The sequence below is a fragment of the Nocardiopsis changdeensis genome, from assembly GCF_018316655.1.
In the GTDB taxonomy this organism is placed as follows: domain Bacteria; phylum Actinomycetota; class Actinomycetes; order Streptosporangiales; family Streptosporangiaceae; genus Nocardiopsis; species Nocardiopsis changdeensis.
This window is the reverse complement of the sequence record NZ_CP074133.1, coordinates 6,114,538-6,134,292: the sequence shown is the minus strand read 5'-3', so window position 1 is coordinate 6,134,292 and position 19,755 is coordinate 6,114,538. Positions and strand designations below refer to the sequence as shown.

The 19,755-nt window shown below is 74.4% G+C and carries 20 protein-coding genes and 1 pseudogene; 14 read left to right on the top strand and 7 right to left on the bottom strand.

Features of this window, described 5'->3' with window-relative positions; all coding sequences use genetic code 11:
- Positions 1-124 precede the first annotated feature (124 nt).
- Positions 125-865, top strand: coding sequence for an acyltransferase (locus KGD84_RS27565; protein ID WP_220563256.1), 741 nt, complete (start codon positions 125-127; stop codon positions 863-865).
- A gap of 305 nt (positions 866-1,170) precedes the next feature.
- Entirely contained in the window at positions 1,171-2,316 is a 1,146-nt protein-coding gene (locus KGD84_RS27560; protein ID WP_220563255.1) for a cystathionine gamma-synthase, read from the top strand.
- Between the two features lie 181 nt (positions 2,317-2,497).
- Here KGD84_RS27560 and KGD84_RS27555 read toward each other — a convergent pair whose 3' ends face one another.
- Positions 2,498-2,767 carry a hypothetical protein gene (locus KGD84_RS27555; RefSeq protein WP_220563254.1) on the bottom strand — a complete coding sequence of 90 codons (270 nt, stop codon included), beginning with the start codon at positions 2,765-2,767 and terminating at the stop codon, positions 2,498-2,500.
- Positions 2,768-3,061: 294 nt separating this feature from the next.
- Here KGD84_RS27555 and KGD84_RS27550 point away from each other — a divergent pair, with 294 nt between their 5' ends.
- Together KGD84_RS27550 and KGD84_RS27545 are read left to right on the top strand one after the other, a co-directional pair.
- Entirely contained in the window at positions 3,062-3,790 is a 729-nt protein-coding gene (locus KGD84_RS27550) for a GntR family transcriptional regulator (protein WP_220563253.1), read from the top strand.
- 177 nt (positions 3,791-3,967) lie between these two features.
- The gene (locus tag KGD84_RS27545; protein ID WP_220563252.1) at positions 3,968-4,780 is read left to right on the top strand and encodes a GntR family transcriptional regulator; all 813 of its coding nucleotides are present in this window, start codon (positions 3,968-3,970) and stop codon (positions 4,778-4,780) included.
- Between the two features lie 30 nt (positions 4,781-4,810).
- Here the strand turns inward: KGD84_RS27545 and KGD84_RS27540 are convergent, their stop codons facing one another.
- Together KGD84_RS27540 and KGD84_RS27535 are read right to left on the bottom strand one after the other, a co-directional pair.
- A complete protein-coding gene (locus KGD84_RS27540; RefSeq protein WP_220563251.1) occupies positions 4,811-5,932 on the bottom strand; it encodes a vWA domain-containing protein in 1,122 nt (373 codons plus the stop codon).
- A gap of 47 nt (positions 5,933-5,979) precedes the next feature.
- Positions 5,980-7,395: a sigma 54-interacting transcriptional regulator gene (locus KGD84_RS27535; protein ID WP_220563250.1), complete on the bottom strand. Its 1,416-nt coding sequence runs from the start codon at positions 7,393-7,395 to the stop codon at positions 5,980-5,982.
- A gap of 144 nt (positions 7,396-7,539) precedes the next feature.
- Between KGD84_RS27535 and KGD84_RS27530 the strand changes: the two genes are divergently transcribed.
- On the top strand, positions 7,540-8,691 hold the full coding sequence (locus KGD84_RS27530; protein ID WP_220563249.1) for an FIST signal transduction protein: 1,152 nt from the start codon (positions 7,540-7,542) through the stop codon (positions 8,689-8,691).
- Between the two features lie 144 nt (positions 8,692-8,835).
- Positions 8,836-10,236, top strand: a complete 1,401-nt coding sequence (locus KGD84_RS27525) for a hypothetical protein (protein WP_255646845.1) — start codon at positions 8,836-8,838, stop codon at positions 10,234-10,236.
- Between the two features lie 161 nt (positions 10,237-10,397).
- On the opposite strand, the gene KGD84_RS27520 is transcribed toward KGD84_RS27525, so the two are convergent.
- From KGD84_RS27520 to KGD84_RS27505, 4 genes are all read right to left on the bottom strand, one after another.
- Positions 10,398-10,886: an RDD family protein gene (locus KGD84_RS27520; RefSeq protein ID WP_220563248.1), complete on the bottom strand. Its 489-nt coding sequence runs from the start codon at positions 10,884-10,886 to the stop codon at positions 10,398-10,400.
- A 10-nt stretch (positions 10,887-10,896) separates the two neighbouring features.
- On the bottom strand, positions 10,897-11,385 hold the full coding sequence (locus KGD84_RS27515) for an RDD family protein (protein ID WP_255646844.1): 489 nt from the start codon (positions 11,383-11,385) through the stop codon (positions 10,897-10,899).
- A 276-nt stretch (positions 11,386-11,661) separates the two neighbouring features.
- On the bottom strand, positions 11,662-12,162 hold the full coding sequence (gene greA / locus KGD84_RS27510) for a transcription elongation factor GreA (protein ID WP_220563246.1): 501 nt from the start codon (positions 12,160-12,162) through the stop codon (positions 11,662-11,664).
- Between the two features lie 141 nt (positions 12,163-12,303).
- A complete protein-coding gene (locus KGD84_RS27505; protein WP_220563245.1) occupies positions 12,304-12,756 on the bottom strand; it encodes a DUF4307 domain-containing protein in 453 nt (150 codons plus the stop codon).
- A gap of 155 nt (positions 12,757-12,911) precedes the next feature.
- Here KGD84_RS27505 and mca point away from each other — a divergent pair, with 155 nt between their 5' ends.
- From mca to KGD84_RS27465, 8 genes and pseudogenes are all read left to right on the top strand, one after another.
- Positions 12,912-13,793: a mycothiol conjugate amidase Mca gene (gene mca, locus KGD84_RS27500; protein ID WP_220563244.1), complete on the top strand. Its 882-nt coding sequence runs from the start codon at positions 12,912-12,914 to the stop codon at positions 13,791-13,793.
- Between the two features lie 4 nt (positions 13,794-13,797).
- Complete coding sequence (locus KGD84_RS27495) at positions 13,798-14,046, top strand: hypothetical protein (RefSeq protein ID WP_220563243.1); 249 nt, start codon at positions 13,798-13,800, stop codon at positions 14,044-14,046.
- 237 nt (positions 14,047-14,283) lie between these two features.
- Positions 14,284-14,988 (top strand): GntR family transcriptional regulator, encoded by a 705-nt coding sequence (locus KGD84_RS27490; RefSeq protein WP_220563242.1) that lies wholly within the window; start codon positions 14,284-14,286, stop codon positions 14,986-14,988.
- A gap of 128 nt (positions 14,989-15,116) precedes the next feature.
- Positions 15,117-16,112: a BMP family protein gene (locus KGD84_RS27485; RefSeq protein WP_220563241.1), complete on the top strand. Its 996-nt coding sequence runs from the start codon at positions 15,117-15,119 to the stop codon at positions 16,110-16,112.
- Positions 16,113-16,137: 25 nt separating this feature from the next.
- A pseudogene (locus tag KGD84_RS27480) lies at positions 16,138-16,590 on the top strand (ATP-binding cassette domain-containing protein); the annotation flags it as partial.
- Positions 16,591-16,955: 365 nt separating this feature from the next.
- On the top strand, positions 16,956-17,693 hold the full coding sequence (locus KGD84_RS27475; protein WP_338151192.1) for an ATP-binding cassette domain-containing protein: 738 nt from the start codon (positions 16,956-16,958) through the stop codon (positions 17,691-17,693).
- Positions 17,690-18,817, top strand: coding sequence for an ABC transporter permease subunit (locus KGD84_RS27470; RefSeq protein ID WP_220563239.1), 1,128 nt, complete (start codon positions 17,690-17,692; stop codon positions 18,815-18,817). Before KGD84_RS27475 ends, KGD84_RS27470 begins: the two co-directional genes overlap by 4 nt.
- Complete coding sequence (locus KGD84_RS27465; protein WP_220563238.1) at positions 18,814-19,740, top strand: ABC transporter permease; 927 nt, start codon at positions 18,814-18,816, stop codon at positions 19,738-19,740. Before KGD84_RS27470 ends, KGD84_RS27465 begins: the two co-directional genes overlap by 4 nt.
- Positions 19,741-19,755: the final 15 nt, after the last annotated feature.

The following is a 19,755-nucleotide window of genomic DNA, read 5'->3' as shown; positions in this document are numbered from 1 at the left end:
CACCGCGGGCCCGGACCGCGCTCGGAACCGAGCGTTGTTCGGGCCCCGGTGCGAACGGAACGGACATCGGGGCGCATACTCGAACACTGCTAATGTTCGCGGCGAGGCTACTGGCAGGTAACACATGGGAGCTCGCGTGTCGCGGCTGTTGTCCTGGATCATCCGTTCGCTCTGGTCGTACGCGCGCGGTCACGCGGAGATCCGCTCCGGTTCCCGTGCCGCGCGCAGGTTCGCGCGCTTCGGCGACGGCTCCGCCATCGCCTTCCCCACGGCCACGCTCTACGGCGAGCCCTGGATCGAGATCGGCGCCTTCACGGTGCTGGGCGGGGACATGACCCTGGCCGCCGGGATGGGCCCCGACTACGACCTGGGCCCGGGCACGGTCGTGCGGATCGGCTCGGGGTGCGCCATCGGGCGCGGCTCCCACATCGTCGCCCACAAGTCGATCGACATCGGCGACCACGTGTACACCGGCCCCTACGTGTACATCACCGACCAGAACCACTCCTACGCCAACACCGAGATCCCGGTCGGCCTCCAGTGGCCGGTCGACGACCCGGTGAGCATCGGTGCGGGCACCTGGATCGGCGCGAACGCGGTGATCCTGCCCGGCGTCCACCTGGGCCGCAACTGCGTGGTGGCGGCCGGGACGGTCGTGCGGCCGGGCACCTACCCCGACCACGCGGTCGTCGCGGGCGTCCCGGGCAGGGTCGTGCGCACCTACGAGCCCGAGCTGGGCTGGCGTCCGCCGCTGCGCGACACGGGCACGCCCACCCGCGTGCCCACCCCCGCCGCCGGGCCGCTGCCCGGCGCCCCGGAGGAGCCCCCGCAGCCGGGCACCCCCACCCGCTTCCCGCCGGTCTGACCCCCGGTTCCGGGCCGTGTCCCGGTCCGTCCCGCGGGCGATCGGTCGCCCCCGGTTCCGGGCCGCGGTCCGTCCCCGGTCAGGGGCCCGGTCTGACTCGGGGGCGACCGGTCGGTCGGGGTGCCGTTCGCGCAGGAGGAGGGGTCGGGGAGATCGGTCCGGTCCCGGTTCCGGGTCGTGGTCCGATCCCGGTCAGGGTTCCGGTCCGAGCCGGGGGCGATCGGCCGGCCGGGACGCCGTTCGCGCAGGAAGAGGGACTGGGGAAAACGGGTCCGGGCGGGTCCTCGGGCACTATCGTGGTGCCCATGAAGTTCGACGGATTCGAGACGCTGGCCATCCACGCGGGCCAGGAGCCCGACGCGGGCACCGGGGCCGTGGTGGTGCCGATCTACCAGACCAGCACCTACGCCCAGGACGGCGTGGGCGGGCTGCGCCGGGGCTACGAGTACTCCCGCACCGGCAACCCCACCCGGGCCGCCCTGGAGGAGTGCCTGGCCGCGCTGGAGGACGGCGTGCGCGGCCTGGCGTTCGCCTCCGGCATGGCGGCCGAGGACACCCTGCTGCGCACGGTGCTGTCCCCGGGCGACCACATCATCATCCCGGGCGACGCCTACGGCGGCACCTTCCGCCTGGTCTCCAAGGTGGTCGAGCGCTGGGGGGTCTCCTGGGACGCGGTCGACCAGACCGACACCGAGGCGGTGCGGGCGGCGGTGCGCCCGGAGACCAAGGTGATCTGGACCGAGACGCCCACCAACCCGCTGCTCAACATCACCGACATCGAGACGGTCGCGCAGATCGCCCACGACGCCGGGGCGATCCACGTCGTGGACAACACGTTCGCCTCGTCCTACCTGCAGCGGCCGCTGACCCTGGGCGCGGACGTCGTCGTCCACTCGACCACCAAGTACCTGGGCGGGCACTCCGACGTCGTCGGCGGCGCGCTCGTGGTGGCCGACGCCGAACTGGGCGAGCGGCTGGCGTTCCACCAGAACACCATGGGAGCTATTCCGGGGCCCTTCGATTCCTGGCTGACCCTGCGCGGGGTCAAGACCCTGGGCGTGCGGATGGACCGGCACAGCGCCAACGCCGAGAAGGTCGTGGCCGCGCTGGAGGGCCACCCGGCGGTGCGCAAGGTCTTCTACCCGGGTCTGGAGGGGCACCCGGGGCACAAGATCGCGGAGCGGCAGATGCGGTCCTTCGGTGGGATGGTCTCCTTCGCTCTGCGCGACGGGGAGAAGGCTGCTCTGAGGGTGTGCGAGCGTACGCAGGTCTTCACCCTGGGCGAGTCCCTGGGCGGGGTGGAGTCCCTGATCGAGCACCCGGGGCGGATGACGCACGCCTCCACCGCGGGTTCCCCGCTGGAGGTCCCGGCGGATCTGGTCCGGATCTCCGTGGGCATCGAGTCGGCTGACGACCTGGTGGCAGACCTGCTGCAGGCTCTGGAGGGCTGAGGCGCCGGCGGGCCCCTTCGGGGGGTCCGCCCGCCGGATCCGCGGCGCCCGCGGTCCTGCCGCGCGGGCTCCTCGACGACTCTGCCGGGCCCGGCGCGGCGCTCCTGCTCTGTCGACGGGGGTGGGCTGCAACGGGGTGGGCACTCCGTTGTGCCGTGCGGGGCGCTCCTGCCGTCCCGGGCTAGACCGTGGTGGGCGTACGGTCTCGCTCGGGGGCGGGTCGGGGAGCGGGGACCCGGGGGGTGTTCCCGCGCTGGGCGGGGTTGGCGAAGTGCAGGCCGACGATGAGGCTTCCGGTGCGGGAGAGGGCGCTGTTGTCGTCCTCCTCTCGGAGGGAGCGGTAGCCCCCCTTGCCGTCCTGGCGGCGGATGCCGATCGAGACGGCGAGGAAGAACCCGGCCGCCAGGGCCAGGAGGAGGCCGCCTACGGCGATGATGACGCTTGCGAACATGGGCTGTTCTCCGTTTGGGTCCGAGCTGTTCCTTATCGGTCGAGAGTGCCGCCACCCGGGGGGTGGGGCCCGGCACCGCGGGTGCGGTGTCCGTCTGCGGGCGGTTGGTGACCGGTCCTGGGGCCTCGATCGTCGCTTTTCCGTATGACCAACTGGCAGCGCCACCGTGTACTAAGGGTGGCCTTCATCTATGATGGGTTCAACAGAACCGGGCGGACTCGTTTGCTTGGTGTACCGATCACCTTGTTGGTACAAGTGAAGTTGTTCTAGTGCTACCCCCTTGAGGGCTGACTTATGCGGGCAGAAAGCAGATATCGACAGATCGCCCGGGCGCTGCGGCGGGAGATCAGGGAGGGGAGCCTGCCCCTCGGCGGGCAGCTGCCCTCGGAGAAGCAGCTCGAAGAGCGTTTCAGCGCCTCCCGCAACACCGTCAGGCTGGCGCTGGGCATGCTCCGCAACCAGGGGCTGATCGTCAGCCGCCCCGGCCGCGGCCACTTCGTGCAGGACGTCGTCCCCGAGACCTTCCACGCCAACCGCTCCAAGGGCGCCGACGGGTTCAACGAGTCCAACATGGCCGGGCAGACCCTGGAGGAGCTCCAGCTCCTCAGCGCCAACGCCGACCTCGCCAGCCGGCTGCGCGTCCCCGAGGGCGACATGACGGTGGTCCGGCGCATGTACCGCTTCTCCGGCGAGATCTCCGGGTCCATCAGCTCGGCGTTCTACCCGATGGACCTGGTCCAGGGGACGCCCCTCATGCTGCCCGAGGACGTGGAGAGCGGCCTGTCGGTCATGGCCGAACACGGCCACCGGCAGGTCGGGTTCGTGGACGAGCTGGAGACCCGGATGCCCAGCCCCAGCGAGGCCGCCCAGCTGGAGCTGCCCCCCGGGGTGCCGGTGCTGTGGGTCCACCGCACCGACCTCTCCGAGGAGCGGCCGATCCGGGTGGTCGAGACCGTCTACGCCGGTCACAGCATCCGCTACCAGTACGAGCACGGTGACATCAGTGCCTACCACCGCGACTGACCCGCGCGCCCGGCGCGCGCCCGCCGCCCCGGGGCGGGCGTTCCGGTGGTACGCCGGCCCCTCCGCGGGGGAGAACCCGGGACGGGGTCCGTCCGTTGACGGGGAAAGGCCGCCCGCTTCGCGCAGGCGGCCCCCCGCGGCCGACGGCGGCCGGGCGGACGGGACGTAAGGACACGCATGAGCACGTCGAAGAAGACGGTGGTCGCCGATCACCTGCGCGAGGCCCTCTCCCGCGGCGACTTCAAACCGGGCGAGCGGCTACCGGGCGAGGAGGAGCTCGCCGAGCAGTTCGGCGTCTCCCGGGCCACCGCCCGGCTGGGCATGCGCATCCTCCAGGACGAGGGGGTCATCGACATCCAGGCGGGGCGCGGCGCGTTCGTCGCCGACCACCGGCCCATCGTCCACCTGGCCACCCCGGTCTCCGGCGGCACCGACTCCGAGCGCTTCGAGGACGGCTACCAGCCGCACCTGCGCGAGGCCGGGTACGACCTGATCGAGCAGCAGATCAAGGTCAGCCTCGACACCATGCGGCCGCGGGTGGCCAAGCGCCTGCGCTGGGCCGGCGAGGAGCAGGGGCCCAACGGCGGCCTGGTGGTCATCCGCTCCTGCGACCGGTTCGTGGAGGGCGGCCTCTGGCAGTCCCAGGTCACCTTCTTCCCCTTCACCATCGCCAGCAACACCCCCCTCATGTCCCCCCAGCACCTGGAGCAGGGCGTCACCTCCGTGCTGCGCGACCTGGGGTACCGGGAGGAGTGGAACTGGGACATCGTGGGCGCCCGCATGCCGTCCCAGGACGAGGCGGACTCCTTCAACCTGGGCCCGGGCATCCCGCTGCTCGTCCACGAGCGGGTCGTCTACGACGGCGACCGCCCGTTGCGGTTCACCGAGACGATCATGCCCGCCAACCGCCACCAGCTGCTGTACTCCGGCGGCGACGCTCCGGAGGAGCTGCTGCTCATGGCCTCGGACGTCAACATCTTCGAGCGCTGAAACGCACGTGCAGAAGCATGTGAGCCCGGCTCATGCACGCGGCCACGGCCGCCCGCCGAGGTAGGAGTCCAGCAGCAGGGGCGCCAGGGCCTCCGCGTCGGCGGCGACCGCGTCCACGCCGCGCCGCCGCACCACCAGGTCGCGGAAGGCGCGCAGCCGCGGGTCGTCGGAGAGCAGGAAGAACGTCACCCGCGCCCCCTCCCGCACCGCGGCGTCCAGCTCGGCGACCGTCACCTCCGCGGTGCGCGGGCTCGCCGGCCAGGAGAACCGGGCGTCGCCGTCCTCTCCCAGGTGGGCGGTGGGCTCCCCGTCGGTGACCACCAGGACGCGGTGGGCCAGGCCGGGGTGGCGCCTGCGGTACGCGCGCGCCAGCCGCAGCGCGTGGTGCAGGTTGGTGCCGGGCACCCGGCCCCACGGGTGGGCGACCAGCTCGGCGGGATCCGTCTCGCGGGCGGTCTCGCCGAACCCCACCCACTGCACCCGGTCGCCGGGGTGGCGGCGCACCAGGGCGTCCAGCGCCAGCGCGGTGCGCACCGCGGCCTCGTGCAGGGATCGCGCCGCCATGGAGTGGGACAGGTCCACCAGCAGCGACACCGCCCACCCGGAGGACGGCTCGGTCTGCGCCGACCGCAGGTCCCGTGCCCGCAGCGCGGCGGTGTCGGCGGGGTCGGCGGCCCGGCGCAGCATCGCCCGGCGCATGCTGGCCACCGCGTCCAGCGGCCGGTCCGCCCGGTAGGGGACGTCGCGGCCGGTCGGGTCGGTGCCCGGATCGCCCCGCAGCCCGCCCCGGTGCGGGCCCGGGCGGGGGGCGGCGCGCGCCTCGCCCAGCGCCACCTCGGCCAGCCGCCGCAGCTCGCGCGGGCTCAGCCCGTGGTCGGCGCGGTCCAGCCGGTCCCACAGCTCACGCGCCCCGGGCCCCAGGGCGCGGCCCAGCAGGGCTCCGGGGGAGTCCAGGGCGTTCAGGGCCGACCGGTCGCCCTCCGCGTAGCGGGCCACCGCCTTCTCCACGGCCCCCACGCCGTCGTCGGCGCTGGGGGCCTGCGCGATCAGGTCGAGCAGGGCGCGGGCGGCCCCGACGGCCTCCTCGGGCGGCGGGTCGGGTTCGGCCAGGGGGTCGGGGCCTCCCATGTACTCCCGGTACCGGAACCTCACAACCACTACCTCCAGGGGTGCGCGACGACCCGTTATGTTCCCGGCTTTCAGAACCGGTAGACCCCTCCGTCGGCAACGATGTCCTTGGACAGGCGTCGTTCCAGGTAGAGGCCCTCCAGCGCGAACTCCACCACCGCCGCGGCCAGCCCGGGGGAGGCCGGGCCGTCCTCGTCCTCGGGCGCGGCGGCCGCGATCATCGCCGCCAGCCCGGGCACCGCCCCGATCCGGCGCAGCAGCTCGGCCGCCCCCACCAGGTCGCCGCTCTCCACCGTGCCGCCCGCGGTGAACCGGTCAGCCAGCGGGGCCAGGTCCACGTCCCCCAGCCGGGCGCGGAAGGTGTCGGAGACGGCCCGGCGCAGCAGCCCGAGCAGGATCGCCTCCCCGTCCTCCTCGTGGCCCATCGCGAACTCCACCTTGCCCAGCAGCGAGGGCACGGCGGAGGCCAGGTCGCACACCCGGGCCACCGGGACCTCCTCCCCGGCCAGCGCGGACCTGCGCAGGGCGGAGGCCGCCACCGTCTCCACCGCGGCGACCGCGAACCGGACCGACACGCCGGAGCGGGGGTCGACCTTGCGGGAGCCGCGGGCCAGCCTCGTGAACCGGGCGACGGCCTCCCACAGGTGCCCGGGGACCACGGTGCCGCCGGGCACCGCGGCCTCCTGGCGCAGCACCGCCAGCTCGTCGTCCAGGGTCGGCGGGTAGTGGGTGCGCACCTGGGCGCCGAACCGGTCCTTGAGCGGGGTGACGATCCGCCCCCGGTCGGTGTAGTCGTCGGGGTTGGCGCTGGCCAGCAGCAGCAGGTCGAGCGGCAGGCGCAGCGCGTACCCGCGGATCTGGAGGTCGCGCTCCTCCAGCACGTTGAACAGCGCGACCTGGGCGCGGGCGGGCAGGTCGGGCAGCTCGTTGACGCAGAACACGCCGCGGTTGGCCCGCGGCACCAGGCCGTAGTGGACGGTCTCGGGGTCCCCCAGGGAGCGGCCCTCGGCCAGGCGGGCCGGGTCGATGTCGCCGATCAGCTCGGCGGTGCCGGTGTCGGGGGTGGCGAGCTTCTCCCCGTAGCGCTCGGAGCGGTGGCGCCACACCACCGGCAGGCCGTCGCCCTCCGCGGCGGCCCGCCGCAGGCAGGAGGGGCACACCGGGGCGTAGGGGTGATCGTTCACGGAACACCCGGCGACCGCCGGGGACCACTCGTCCAACAGGCCGGCGACGGCGCGGATGAGCCGGGTCTTGCCCTGGCCCCGCTCGCCGAGCAGGACGACGTCGTGCCCGGCCAGCAGGGCCTTCTCCAGGGCGGGCAGCACGGTGGCGTCGAACCCGTGCGTCCCCGGGAAGCGCGGGAGGCCGGAGGCCATGCGGGACAGCAGGTTCGCGCGGATCTCGGCGGCCACCGTGCGGTGCTCGTGGCCGGACGCGCGCAGTCCGGCCAGGGTCCCGGGCAGTGCGGGGGGAGGCGGAGGTGTCACCCTTCAGAACCTACTCCGTCGGACGGCGGCCGATGGCGGCCGAGGCCGGTCCCGGCCGGGCTCCGCAGCGGGCTCAGGGTGGGACAATGACGGAGTGTGGCACCCGCGTCCGGCGGGTCCGGTGACGAGTGAGGGGTCCAGCCGGTGGCTCGGTTCGGTGATGCACTGACGACCGGGGCGGACCTGGTGAACGCGGCCGAACGCGCGGCGCTCACCGCCCTGGCCCGTCTCGACGGCCCGGCCGACCTGGTGTGCTTCTTCGTCTGCGGCGCCGACACCGAGGAGGTCTCGCTGGCCGGGATCCGCGTGATGGAGCTGGCGGGCGCCGCGCTCACCCTGGGGTGCAGCGCCGTCGGGGTCATCGGCGGCGGCCGCGCGGTGGAGGGCCAGGGGTCGGTCAGCGTGTGGTGCGCCCGGCTGCCGGGGGTGGAGCTCACCCCGTTCCGGCTGGACACGGTGGTGGAGGGCGAGCGGCTCACCGTCGTGGGCATGCGCGAGCCGGGTCCGCGCGACCGGGCCGCCCTGCTGCTGGTCAACCCCTACGAGTTCCCGGCGCGCGAGTTCGTGCGCGAGTCCACCCGGGCGCTGGGCGGGCTGCCGCTGGTGGGCGGCATGGCCGAGGGCATGCTCGGTGAGGGGTCGGTCCGGCTGTTCTGCGACGGCTCGGTGGCCGAGAACGGCGCGGTGGGCCTGCTCATCGGCGGCGAGGGCGTGCTGGGCACCGTGGTGAGCCAGGGCTGCCGCCCGATCGGGCCGGCGATGACGGTCACCGCGGCGCACGACAACGTGGTCGAGGAGCTGGCCGGGGAGTCCGCCTACACCCGCCTGGAGGCGGTGCTGGAGACGCTCTCGGACGAGGACCGGGACCTGGCGGAGCACGGGCTGCAGCTGGGCATCGCCATGGACGAGTACGCCGACCACCACGAGCAGGGCGACTTCCTCATCCGCTCGCTGACCGGCGCCGACGCCGGGGCGGGGACGCTGGTCGTCGACGAGTCGGTCGAGGTCGGGCAGACGGTCCGCTTCCAGATACGCGACGCCGGGACCGCGGACGAGGACCTGGCCCTGCGGCTGGCCGACTTCGGCGAGCGCCACCGGGTGGGGGCGGGGCTGCTGTTCTCCTGCAACGGGCGCGGTGCCGCCCTGTTCCCGCACGCCGACCACGACGTGCTGGCGGTGCGCCGGGTGCTGGGCGCGGAGGCGGTGGCGGGGTTCTTCGCGGCGGGGGAGATCGGCCCGGTCGGCGGGGTCAACCACCTGCACGCGTTCACGGCCTGCCTGCTGGCCTTCGCCTGAGCGGGCGCCGCCCCCGCGGCGAACCGGACCTTTACCGCCGTATCACCGACACCCGACACGAGTTCCTTGAGTGTGCGCATACCGGGGCGCTTACTAAGAGTGCACTATTTCTTCACTCTGTGTGATCAAGGCGAAAGGTTCGTCATGCCCGGGTGCGCACCCACTTCGATCCGCATGCGCGGCAGGCGCTGGGCGGTGGCGGGGGCCCTGGTCCTGCTGCTCCCGGTCGGCCCCCGACCCGCCTTCGCGGAGACCGGCTGGCTCCCCCAGGACCTGGGGTCCGCCGACCGCATCGGCCTGGTCCTGGCCTCCGGAACGCTGCGCCTGGACGGGGCGGCCGAGCCCCCGGCCTCCCTGCGCCGCGAGCGCGGGGCCCCGGCCACCGGCCTGGCGACCTTCCCCGAGCAGGCCCTGGAACGGCCCACCGACACCGTCGACGTGCGGGTGGGCTCCTCCGGCGACCCCGAGGACGTGCTGGCCGAGGTGCGCGGGGTCCGCGCCGACGGCATGTGGACCGAGTGGTACCCCGCCCCCGACCGCGGCGGCCGCATCACGCTGGACGCCGACGTCTCCCGGGTGCAGCTGCGGGTGGGCATCGACGGCGCCGACACCGCCGTCACCGGACTGGGCGTGCGCCCGCTGGAGGGCACCGGGGACATCCCGGCCGGCCTGCCCGACGACCCCTCGCCCGAGGCCGCGCCCCGGCCCGAGGGCGACGGGGGCCCCGACGGCGGCGGGGAGCCCGACGGGGACGGCGACGACCCGACCGGGGACGGGGCCGGGGTCGGTGACGACATCCCCGAGCGCCCGTTCTCCGCGCGGCTCTTCGCCACCCGCATCGGCCTGGTCGGGGAGACCACCGCCAACGGGCACACCGTCCGCGCGAACGACCACTTCGTGGCCCTGCCCTCCCGGCGCGGGCTGGCCACCCGGGGCGGCGGCGAGTACACCGTCCGGGTGTGCACCACCGGCGCCCTGGGGCCGGAGGGCAAGGGCGACACCGAGGGCCACGAGGCCCGCTGCGCCTACCTGCCCGTCTGGGACGTGGGCCCGTGGAACATCACCGACGACCACTGGAACGCCGACCGCCAGTCCTGGCGCGACCTCGACCGGGGCCGCCCGCAGGCCCAGGCGGCCTACTCCGAGGGGCACAACGGCGGCCTGGACGGGTTCGGCCGCCGGGTGCGCAACCCGGCCGGGATCGACCTGGCCGACGGCGCGTTCAACGACGGGCTCCGGCTGCCGACCAACGGCTGGGTGCAGGTCGACTACCTGTGGACCGGCGAGTACCGCCACCGCGTCGAGGTCACCGCGCCCGCCGGGGAGGGGCCGGTCGAGGTGCGCGGCGGAGCGGGCCCGGAGCACCCCGCCGTCGGCACGGCCGCCCACAGCGCGAACATCGACGTCGTCTGCCAGGAGGCCGGGGCCCGGGTCACCGGCCCGCAGGGCACCGGCGACGCCTGGTACCGGATCGGCGAGGGCCACTACATCCCGGCGGTGTACGCCGAAGGCGCCGCCGACGCACCCGCCTGCGCCTCTTTTTGAACCTCCGCTGCGCTTCGGCCCGCCCGTCGAGCGGCGGAAGGTCCTCAACGGATGGCCTACGGCCACAGGCTTCCCTCGAGGACGTCTCCTCCGGGCCTCCAGAACCCCGCCGGGCGCCTCACGAACCCCCGGTGGTAGAGGAGAGCACCCAGGAACAGGTCCTAGGTCGGTGCCGGGGGGCGGACGACGGCGGTCCGGGACAGCCGGTCGTGCAGGGCGAGCCCGTCGGGGGAGGCGGCGCCCAGGCTCTCGACCAGCGTGAAGCACAGGCCGACGCAGGGCACCGCCTGGGGCAGGCAGAGCACGGCGGCGCGCGCCGCGGCCTGGCCGCGGGTGGGGCGGCCGCCGCCGGGGCCGACCACGGAGATGCCCGTCATCATCTTGCCCGGGGTGGCGCCGCGCGCGACCAGGAAGCCCCACTCGTACAGGAACAGCAGCGCCACCCCGCCGAACAGCAGCAGCCCCGCCCAGCCCATGGCCGCGAGGTACCCGTCCACGGGGAGCGCCGCGGCCGGCAGCGCCGCGAGGGCGAACAGCGCCGAGACCGCGGTCGCCGCCAGCACGATGTCGATGAACCGGGCCGTCGCGCGCAGCGAGAACGGCGCCGGCTCCGCGTCGGGGCCGGCGCCCTCCGGTAGGGGCCGGGGCATCGGGACCTCCTCAGGGATGGGAGTGCACGACGACGGTCTTGGACACGCGGTCGTGCAGTGCGAGCCGGTCCTCGCCCAGCGCCGCCATGCTCTCCATGAGGCTCAGCACGTGGCCGAGGCAGGGCAGGGACTGGGGCAGGCAGAAGAAGGCCGAGCGCCCGACGGCCTGGCCCTGGGTGAGGCGGCCGCCGTCGGCGCGGGTCACCTTGATGCCGAGCATCAGCTTGCCCAGCGTGGCGCCCCACGTGACCAGGAACAGCCAGTCGTAGAAGAACAGCAGCACGCCCCAGCCGAAGAAGAACAGCAGGGCCCACACCGTGCCCTCGGCGTCGCTCGACTCCGTGACCCCGGTCAGGGCCACCATCACGACCGCCATGAGGATGAAGAACGCCGTGGCCGCGATCGCCGCCAGGATGTAGTCGATGAACCGGGCGGCCAGGCGGCGGCCGAAGGAGGCGCGCTCGGGGCCGGCGGGCACCGGTTCCGGCTCGTGCGGCATCCATCCGCCCTGCGGGCCGTGGGGGGTCGGGACGCCCGGACCCGGGCCGCCCTGCGGAGGGGGGCCGCCGTGGCCGGGACCCTGCGGGTTCCAGTAAGGCGAGGACATCGTGCCCTTTCGGTGGTCGGGGAGGCGGCACCCGTCGGCCGCCCTCAGAGGGTACGACGCACCGGGGAGCCCCGGGGACTCCCGGGACCGCGCCCGCTTCCGCCCCACATGCGGTGAGGGGCGGCATCCGCCGCCCCTCACCGCTTCGATCCCCGCCGGGGACCCGCCCTACATGCCGCTGTAGGGGACCGCCTCGATGATCTCGACCCCGAGGCTCTTGCCGTTGGGCAGCTGGTAGCTGACCTTCTCGCCGACGGCCTTGCCGTTGATGGCGGAGCCGAGCGGGGAGCGCGGGGAGTACACGTCGATCGGGGAGCCGCTCTCCTCGCGGGAGGCGAGCAGGAACGTCACCTCCTCGTCGTCGCCGTCGAACATGACGGTGACGGTCATACCGGGGCCGACCACGCCCTCGGTCCGAGGGGCCTCGCCGACCCGCGCGGTGCGCAGGATCTCGGTGAGCTGGAGGATGCGGGCCTCCATCTTGCCCTGCTCCTCCTTGGCGGCGTGGTAGCCGCCGTTCTCCTTGAGGTCGCCCTCCTCGCGGGCGGCCTCGATCTTCTCCGCGATCTCGATGCGCCCGCTCCCCGTCAGGTGGTCCAGCTCTGCCTTGAGCCGGTCGTACGCCTCCTGGGTGAGCCAGGTGACGTTGTCATCGCGGGTCTGGGTCACGGGAACTCCTTGTGTACTAGTAGCAAAGGCCACCAGGCGGCCAGAGCTGAACTTACGAGAATATCACCGTGCGTCATGGCACACGGTTCCCGAAAGGCCGGCTCCACCGCCCGAACCGGTGGGGAAAGGGGTTCGGCGGTGTCAGTCCTGCGAACCTTGTTCCCTGCACGAGGCCACTTCTACCGTTGCGGCCTGACGAACCGTTTCAACGGTCGTGGTGACCATGCGGTTCCCGGCCTCCGTCGCCACGGTCCTCTGGCCCACCTCCACCAGGCGCTCGTCCAGCGCGCGGATCAGGCACACGGCCCCGTCGCGGCTGTTCACCTCGTAGGTGATGGTCGCCTCGGCCGCCGTCGGCGCCGAGGAGGAGACCACCTGGTGGTACACGCCCCCGCCCAGCCCGGTGTAGCTCATGACCGCGTAGCCCCACCCGACGGCGCACAGCACGGCGAACGCCGCCGCGATCACGAAGAAGACCGGCCCGTTGCCGTGGCGTTTGCGCAGGGCGGGCGCGGTCTCCGCGGCGGGGGCGGCCGCGTCGGCGGCCGGTTCGTCGGCGCTCTTCACGGCGTCTTCCTCCGGGGTGGTGGGCATCGGGAATCTCCGTACACGGGGACGGTGTTGTCTAAGATATCCCCGACCTGACAGCCCCCCCGCGCGGCCCGCACCAAGTCGCCGGATGTGCCGTGATCAGGGGAGCAGGACGGTACGCCCCTGCGACCGTCGACCGAGTCAAGGAGAACCCTTCGTTGTCCGAGCGCCTGCGGCTCATGGCCGTGCATGCCCACCCCGATGACGAGTCCAGCAAGGGCGCGGCCACCATGGCGCGCTACGTCGCCGAAGGAGCCGACGTGCTGGTCGTCACCATGACCGGTGGTGAACGCGGTGACATCCTCAACCCGGCCATGGAGCGGCCCGACGTCCGCGAGAACATCGCGGAAGTGCGCCGCCGCGAGATGGACCGGGCCCGCGAGATCCTCGGGATCCGGCAGGAGTTCGCCGGTTTCGTCGACTCCGGCCTGCCCGAGGGCGACCCGCTGCCCCCGCTGCCCGAGGGCTGTTTCGCCCTCACCCCGGTGGAGGAGGCCGCCGCGCCCCTGGTGGAGTCGATCCGCCGCTTCCGTCCGCACGTGATCCTCACCTACGACGAGAACGGCGGGTACCCCCACCCCGACCACATCATGACCCACAAGGTGTCGATGCACGCCTTCGACACGGCGGGGGACCCGGACGCCTACCCGGGCACCGGCGACCCCTGGCAGCCCCTCAAGCTGTACTACTTCGTCTCCTTCCCGCCCGAGCGGTTCGAGGCGATCGCCGCGCTGCTGGAGGAGAAGGGGCTGGAGAACCCCTACCAGGAGTGGATCGACCGCATCAAGGACCGCGGCGACCGGCCCACCTGGGAGATCACCACGCGCGTGGAGTGCGGCGAGTACTTCGACCTCGCCGAGAAGGCGCTGAAGGCGCACGAGACCCAGGTCGACCCCAACGGGTTCTGGTTCGCGGTGCCCAACGACCTCCTCGCCCAGGCCTGGCCGACCGAGGACTACCACCTGGTGCGGTCCCTGGTGGACACCGAGGTCCCCGAGACGGACCTCTTCGCGGGTGTCCGAGACGCAGTGAGAGTATGAGCCCATGAACACCCTTCTCGTGTCCGCCGCCGCGAACACCGACACGTTCACCCTGGACAAGTACACGGTCACCCCGGGCGTCCTGGGGTTCCTCGTGATCTTCGCCGTCGGTGTGGCCCTGTACCTGCTCATGCGCAGCATGACCGGCAAGCTCAAGACGGTGCGCGGCGAGCGCACCATCGAGGAGCCGGTGGACGTCGCGGCCGCCCCGACCCTGATCGAGGACGACGCCGCGAAGCGGAAGGACTCCTAGGGAGTGTTCGGCGGATCGTCCCGGGTCGCGGCCGCGGGGCCGCCTCTCGCGGCGCCGCCCGCGCTCGGACGGCCGCTCCCGGCGTTCGGCGCGAGCGCCGGAACGCTCTAAGGCGTCCGCCGAACACGCCCCGGCCGGGCACCCGGCCCGCGGCGCACCCGGACCCCTCCGGTCGCGCGGCGGGCCGCGGACGGCGGGCCCGGAACGGCCCGCCGGACACGGCCTACGATGGGGTCCATGCCGCCCGCGCCCTCACCGTCCCCGTCGCTGCGCGACCGGGCCTACGCCGAGCTCAAGTCGCGGATCATGGACCTGCACCTGCCGCCGGGCCACCGCATCACCGAACGCGAGACGGCCGCCGAGCTGGGCGTCTCCCGGGTGCCCCTGCGGGAGGCCCTGCGGATGCTGGAGGCCGAGGGGCTGATCGTCCTGGTCCCGCGCCAGGGCGCCATGGTGGCCGGCTGGTCGCGGGAGGACATCGTGCACCTCTTCGAGGTGCGCGAGGAGCTGGAGCCGCTGGCCGCGCGCCTGGCCGCCGCCAAGCGGAGCGAGGACGACCTGCGCCTGATGCGGCGGTGCCTCGACGAGGCGGCCCGGGCGCTGGACGCCGGTGACGACTCCGCCACCGCCGCCGCCAACGCCGGGTTCCACCGCGCGGTGCTGGGCGCCTGCGGCAACCCCCTGCTCCAGGAGATGATGGCGCCGCTGGACGCCCGCGTGCAGTGGCTGTTCCACCTCACCCGGCACCGCGACACCCGCGAGCAGCGGGAGGAGCACGTCCGGCTGCTCGGGCTGATCGAGCGCGGCGACGGCGAGGGGGCGGCGGCGCTGTACCGCGAGCACGTCGCCGCGGGGCTGGAGCCCACGCTGGCCATCGCCGAGACCTGGGAGCGCTTCGACCCGGTCGACGTCACCCGCACCCGCACCCGCACCCGCAGGTAGCGCCGCCCGTCCGGCGGGCCGGCCCGGTGCGGGGAAACGCGGTGTTTCCCGGCGGGCAACACGGAGGTCACGGGCCGCTCCCATGCTGAATTTAGTGGTATACCGCTAACTCGGCAGAGGAGCACGTCATGTCACCCCGAACCACCCGAGGCGCCGCCTGGGCCGCCGCCGCACTGACCGGATCCCTGACCCTGGCGGCCTGCGGCTCCGGGGGCGGCGAGGGCACGGACGACCGGCTCCGCGTCTCCGTCCTGCTGCCCGGGTCCATCAGCGACACCGGGTTCATGCAGTCCGGGCACGCGGGTGTGGAGCGCATCCGGGCGGAGCGCTCCGACGAGGTGGACATCACCTTCGTCGAAGAGGTCGCCGCCGCCGACTTCGAGCAGGTCCTGGGCCGGATGGCCGGGGAGTCGGACCTGGTCGTCTCCGTCGGCGGCCAGACCGACGCCGACGTGCGCGCCGTCGCCGCCACCGCGCCGGACGTCACCTTCGTGGAGATCGGCGGACCCGCCGACGCCGAGCCCCTGGAGAACCTGGCCTACTACGACCCCCGCCAGCCGGAGGGCGCCTACCTCGCCGGTGTCGTCGCGGCCCTGACCTCCCGGAGCGGGAAGATCGGCTTCATCGGCGGCGCCGAACTGCCCGAGATCGTCAACTCCTCCCACGCCTTCGAGAACGGCGCCCGCAGCGCAGACCCCGGCATCGAGGTCGTCGAGCCCCAGTTCCTCGGCGACTTCAACGACCCGGCCCGCGCCCTCCAGGCCGCCTCGGCCGACCACGGGGTCGGCGTCGACGTGATCGGCCAGATCCTCAACCTCGGCAAGTCCGGCCTGGAGCAGGCCGCGCTGGAGGCCGGGGCGCACGTGGTCGGCGGCCCCATCGCCGGCGACTGCGCGGACGGCTCGCCCTACGTCGGATACGTCGTCACCGACACCGGCGTCCAGATCGAGTACGCGGTCGACGCCGTCCTGGACGGCACCTGGGAGGCCGCCCAGGTCCCCTTCGGCCTGGCGGGCGACCGCGTCGGCACCGACTTCGTCCTGTGCGCCGACGACCCGGAGGTCGAACAGGCCCTGGACGAGGCGGCGGAGGCCATCGCCTCCGGCGCGGTCGAGCCCTACTAGACCGGTGCGAACGGAAAGGCCCCCCATGACCGGCTCCGACGGCCGCCCCGCGGTCCTGCGCCTGGACGGCGTCACCCGAAGCTTCGGCGACCTGGTCGCCCTGGACGGCGTCGACCTCTCCGTCACCGCGGGCGAGATCCACTGTGTCCTGGGCGAGAACGGCGCGGGCAAGTCCACCCTGTGCAACATCGTGTTCGGCGGCACCCCGCCCCTGCGGGGCCGGATGCTCCTGGACGGCGAGCCCTACGCCCCCGCCTCGCCCGCCGACGCCGCCCGCCGCGGCATCGCCATGGTCCACCAGCACTTCAGCCTCGTCCCCACGCTGACCGTGGAGCAGAACCTCCTGCTCGGGCGGTCCCGGTTCCGCCCTGACCGGCGCGCCCTGCGGCGCCGCCTCGAACGCATCGGGGAGGAGTACGGGCTGGCCGTGGACCCCGGCGCCCGGGTCGACCGGATGTCGGTGGGGCACCGCCAGACCGCCGAGATCGTCAAGGCCCTGGTGGACGGGCCGCGGCTGGTCCTCTTCGACGAGCCGACCGGGGTCCTGGGCCCGCGGGAGATCGACGCGTTCCTGGCCACCGCGAGGCGCATCGCCGACTCCGGCACGGCGGTCGTGCTCATCACCCACAAGCTCCAGGAGGTCCGCGCCGTCGGCGACCGGGCCACGGTGCTGCGCCACGGCCGTGTCACCGGCGGCGGGCGCCTGGCCGACCTCGCCGACGACGACCTCGTCTCCCTCATGGTCGGCCGCGCGCCGCGGGACCCCGCCTCGGCCGCCGCCCTGGGCCTGCGGGGCGGCGCCGGCGCGCGCGGCGCGGGGAGGCCGGACCGCCCGCCCTGGAGGTGGCCGGGCTGCGCGCCCGCGACGCCCACGGGGCGAGCGCCGTCGACGGCGTCGACCTCACCGTCCGGGCCGGGCGTATCACCGGGATCGCCGGCGTGGAGGGCAACGGCCAGTCCGCCCTGGCCGACGCGCTCTCGGGGGCGGTCCCGGTCGGGTCCGGGACGATCCGGCTGGCCGACCGCGACATCACCGCGGCCTCCCCGGGCGAGCGCACCGCCGCCGGGCTGGCGGTCATCCCCGAGGACCGCCACCACGAGGGCGTCGTGGAGGACCTGAGCCTGGCCCAGAACCTCATGCTGGGCCGCCTGCGGGAGTTCACCGGCCGCTTCGGGGTCCTGGACCGCCGCGCCCTCCGGGACCGGGCCGCGGACCTGGCCGCCCGCTTCGACGTCCGCGCCCCCGGGCCGGACGCCCCGATGTCCGCCCTGTCCGGAGGCAACCAGCAGAAGGCCGTCCTGGCCCGCGAGCTGTCGCTGGACCCGCTGGCCTGCGTGGTCGCCGCCCACCCCACCCGCGGCCTGGACGTCGGCGCGGTCGCGGCCGTGCTCGGCCACCTGCGCGCCGCCGCGGACCGGGGCGCGGCCGTCCTCGTGATCTCCGGGGAGCTCGAAGAACTGCTGGCGGTCTGCGACGAGGTCCGCGTCGCCTACCGCGGGACGCTGGCCGGACCGGTGGACCCCGCCGACCCCGCCGCCCGCGACCGGATCGCCCACCTGATGGCGGGGGCCGCCGCATGAGCCCGCTCCGTCCCGACCCCCGCCACCCCCTCTCCCTCGGACTGCTCTGCGGAGCCGGGGCCCTGCTGTTCACCGTGCTCGCGGCGGCCGCCGCCGGGTCGCCGCCGGGCACCACCCTGAACGCGCTGTGGACCTCGACCGCGGGCAACCCCTTCGCGCTGGGGGCGGCCGTCAACACCGCGGCCGCGATCCTGCTGGTCGCCTGCGGGTTCGTCATCGCGTTCCGGGCGAACCTGGTGAACGTCGGCGGGGAGGGGCAGTTCGCCCTCGGGGCCGTCGGCGCCACCGCCGTGGGGGTCCACCTGCCCGAGTCCGCGCCGGCCCTCCTCGCCCTGCCGCTGGTGCTGGGGGCGGCCGCCCTGGGCGGTGCCGCCTGGGCGGCGGTCGCCGCCGGGCTGCTGGTCCGGCGCGGGGTCAACGAGATCATCACGACCCTGCTGCTCAACTTCATCGGGCTGGCCCTGCTCATGCTCGCCGTCCACGACGAGCGGCTGCTGCGCCAGCCGGTGACCAGCGCGGAGACCCTGCCCCAGTCCGAGCCGCTGGTCGAGGCGGCCCGTGTCCCGCTGCTCGGGCTGCCCGGCTCCCCGATGACGGCCGCCGCCGTCCTCGCCCTGCTCGGCGCCGCCGGAACGGCGTTCCTGCTGCACCGGACCGCGACGGGGCTCCGGCTCACCGCGGTCGGGCGGGGTGCCGCGGCGAGCCGCCGCCTGGGCGTCTCCGTGGGCCGGGTGCGCTTCGGCTCGCTGACGGCGGCCGGGGCCTTCGCGGGCCTGGCCGGGGGGACGGTCGTCGCCTCGGCGCCGTACGTCCTGGCCGACGGGATCGCCGCGGGGTACGGCTTCACCGGCCTGGTGGCCGGGCTGCTCGCCCGCGGGTCGATGACGGCCCTGGTCCTCATCACCCTGGCCCTGGGCCTGCTGGCGGCCGGGGGCATCGGCGTCCAGCTGGCCGCCGGGGTGCCCGCCGCGATCAGCCAGATGACCGAGGCCGTGCTCGTGCTGCTCGTGGCCGGCACGGCGCTGCTGGTCCGCACCCGGCCGAGGGCGCGCCGGGCCGCGGGGCCGCCGCCCGCCGGCCCCGTTCCCTCGGCCGCGCCGCCGGAGAAGGAGACCGCGCGATGATCCACACCCTCACGGAACTGCTCGCCATGAGCGTCGCCCTGGGCCTGCCGATCATGGTCGCCGCGGCGGCCGAGGCCGTCTCCGAACGCGCCGGGGTCCTGAACATGAGCGTCGAGGGCATGATGGTCACCGGCTGCCTGGCCGGGGTCCTGGCCGCGGTGGCCACCGGCTCCCCCTGGGCCGGACTGGCCGCCGGGGCCGCGGCGGGTGTCCTGGTCGGCGTCCTCCAGGGCCTGCTGAGCGTGGCCTGGCGGGCGGACCAGATCGTCACCGGCCTGGCGCTGAACACGCTGGCGCTCTCCGGCACGGTGTTCGCGGCCCGGCTGCTCCTGGACCGGGACACGGTCACCCCCGGCTTCGACCGGGCGGCCCTGCCGCTGCTCTCCGACCTGCCGGTGCTGGGCCGGGCGCTGTTCTCCCTGCCGGCCCCGGGCTACCTGCTGATCGGCGCGGTGGTCGCGCTGACCCTGCTCACCTCGCGGCGCACCGCCTGGGGCCTGGCCGTCGACGCCACCGGGGAGGACGCGGTCAAGGCCGACCGGGCCGGGCTGCCGGTGGCCCGCATCCGCCACCTGGCGGTCCTGCTGGTCGGCGGGGCGGGCGGGCTCGCCGGAGCCTACATCGCCCTCGCCCAGGTCAAGACGTTCACCGATCACATGACCGCGGGCGTGGGCTACCTCGCCGTGGTCGCCGTCATCGCCGCGCGGTGGCGGACCGGGCGCGTGGCCGCCGTCGCCCTGGTGTTCGGCGCGGCCCAGGCGCTCCGGTTCACCCTCCCCGCCCTGGGCGTCGCGCTGCCCGCGGCCCTGCTCGTGGCACTGCCGTACCTGCTGGCGCTCGCCGCCGTGGCCGGGCTGGTCTCCGGATCCCGGCGCCCCTCCGACCTGACCGTCCCGTTCGTCCGAGCCGGACGCACCGGCTGAACCACCGGAAAGGCC

What these genes read in the sequence shown, in the direction of transcription:
- KGD84_RS27525 (WP_255646845.1), top strand. Translation starts at nt 8,836, where the DNA reads ATGCCCGGGTGCGCACCCACTTCGATCCGCATGCGCGGCAGGCGCTGG.
- KGD84_RS27470 (WP_220563239.1), top strand. Translation starts at nt 17,690, where the DNA reads ATGAGCCCGCTCCGTCCCGACCCCCGCCACCCCCTCTCCCTCGGACTG.
- KGD84_RS27565 (WP_220563256.1), top strand. Translation starts at nt 125, where the DNA reads ATGGGAGCTCGCGTGTCGCGGCTGTTGTCCTGGATCATCCGTTCGCTC.
- KGD84_RS27560 (WP_220563255.1), top strand. Translation starts at nt 1,171, where the DNA reads ATGAAGTTCGACGGATTCGAGACGCTGGCCATCCACGCGGGCCAGGAG.
- KGD84_RS27545 (WP_220563252.1), top strand. Translation starts at nt 3,968, where the DNA reads ATGAGCACGTCGAAGAAGACGGTGGTCGCCGATCACCTGCGCGAGGCC.
- KGD84_RS27505 (WP_220563245.1), bottom strand. Translation starts at nt 12,756, where the DNA reads ATGCCCACCACCCCGGAGGAAGACGCCGTGAAGAGCGCCGACGAACCG.
- KGD84_RS27465 (WP_220563238.1), top strand. Translation starts at nt 18,814, where the DNA reads ATGATCCACACCCTCACGGAACTGCTCGCCATGAGCGTCGCCCTGGGC.
- KGD84_RS27490 (WP_220563242.1), top strand. Translation starts at nt 14,284, where the DNA reads ATGCCGCCCGCGCCCTCACCGTCCCCGTCGCTGCGCGACCGGGCCTAC.
- KGD84_RS27485 (WP_220563241.1), top strand. Translation starts at nt 15,117, where the DNA reads ATGTCACCCCGAACCACCCGAGGCGCCGCCTGGGCCGCCGCCGCACTG.
- KGD84_RS27515 (WP_255646844.1), bottom strand. Translation starts at nt 11,385, where the DNA reads ATGCCGCACGAGCCGGAACCGGTGCCCGCCGGCCCCGAGCGCGCCTCC.
- KGD84_RS27550 (WP_220563253.1), top strand. Translation starts at nt 3,062, where the DNA reads ATGCGGGCAGAAAGCAGATATCGACAGATCGCCCGGGCGCTGCGGCGG.
- KGD84_RS27555 (WP_220563254.1), bottom strand. Translation starts at nt 2,767, where the DNA reads ATGTTCGCAAGCGTCATCATCGCCGTAGGCGGCCTCCTCCTGGCCCTG.
- KGD84_RS27520 (WP_220563248.1), bottom strand. Translation starts at nt 10,886, where the DNA reads ATGCCCCGGCCCCTACCGGAGGGCGCCGGCCCCGACGCGGAGCCGGCG.
- KGD84_RS27495 (WP_220563243.1), top strand. Translation starts at nt 13,798, where the DNA reads ATGAACACCCTTCTCGTGTCCGCCGCCGCGAACACCGACACGTTCACC.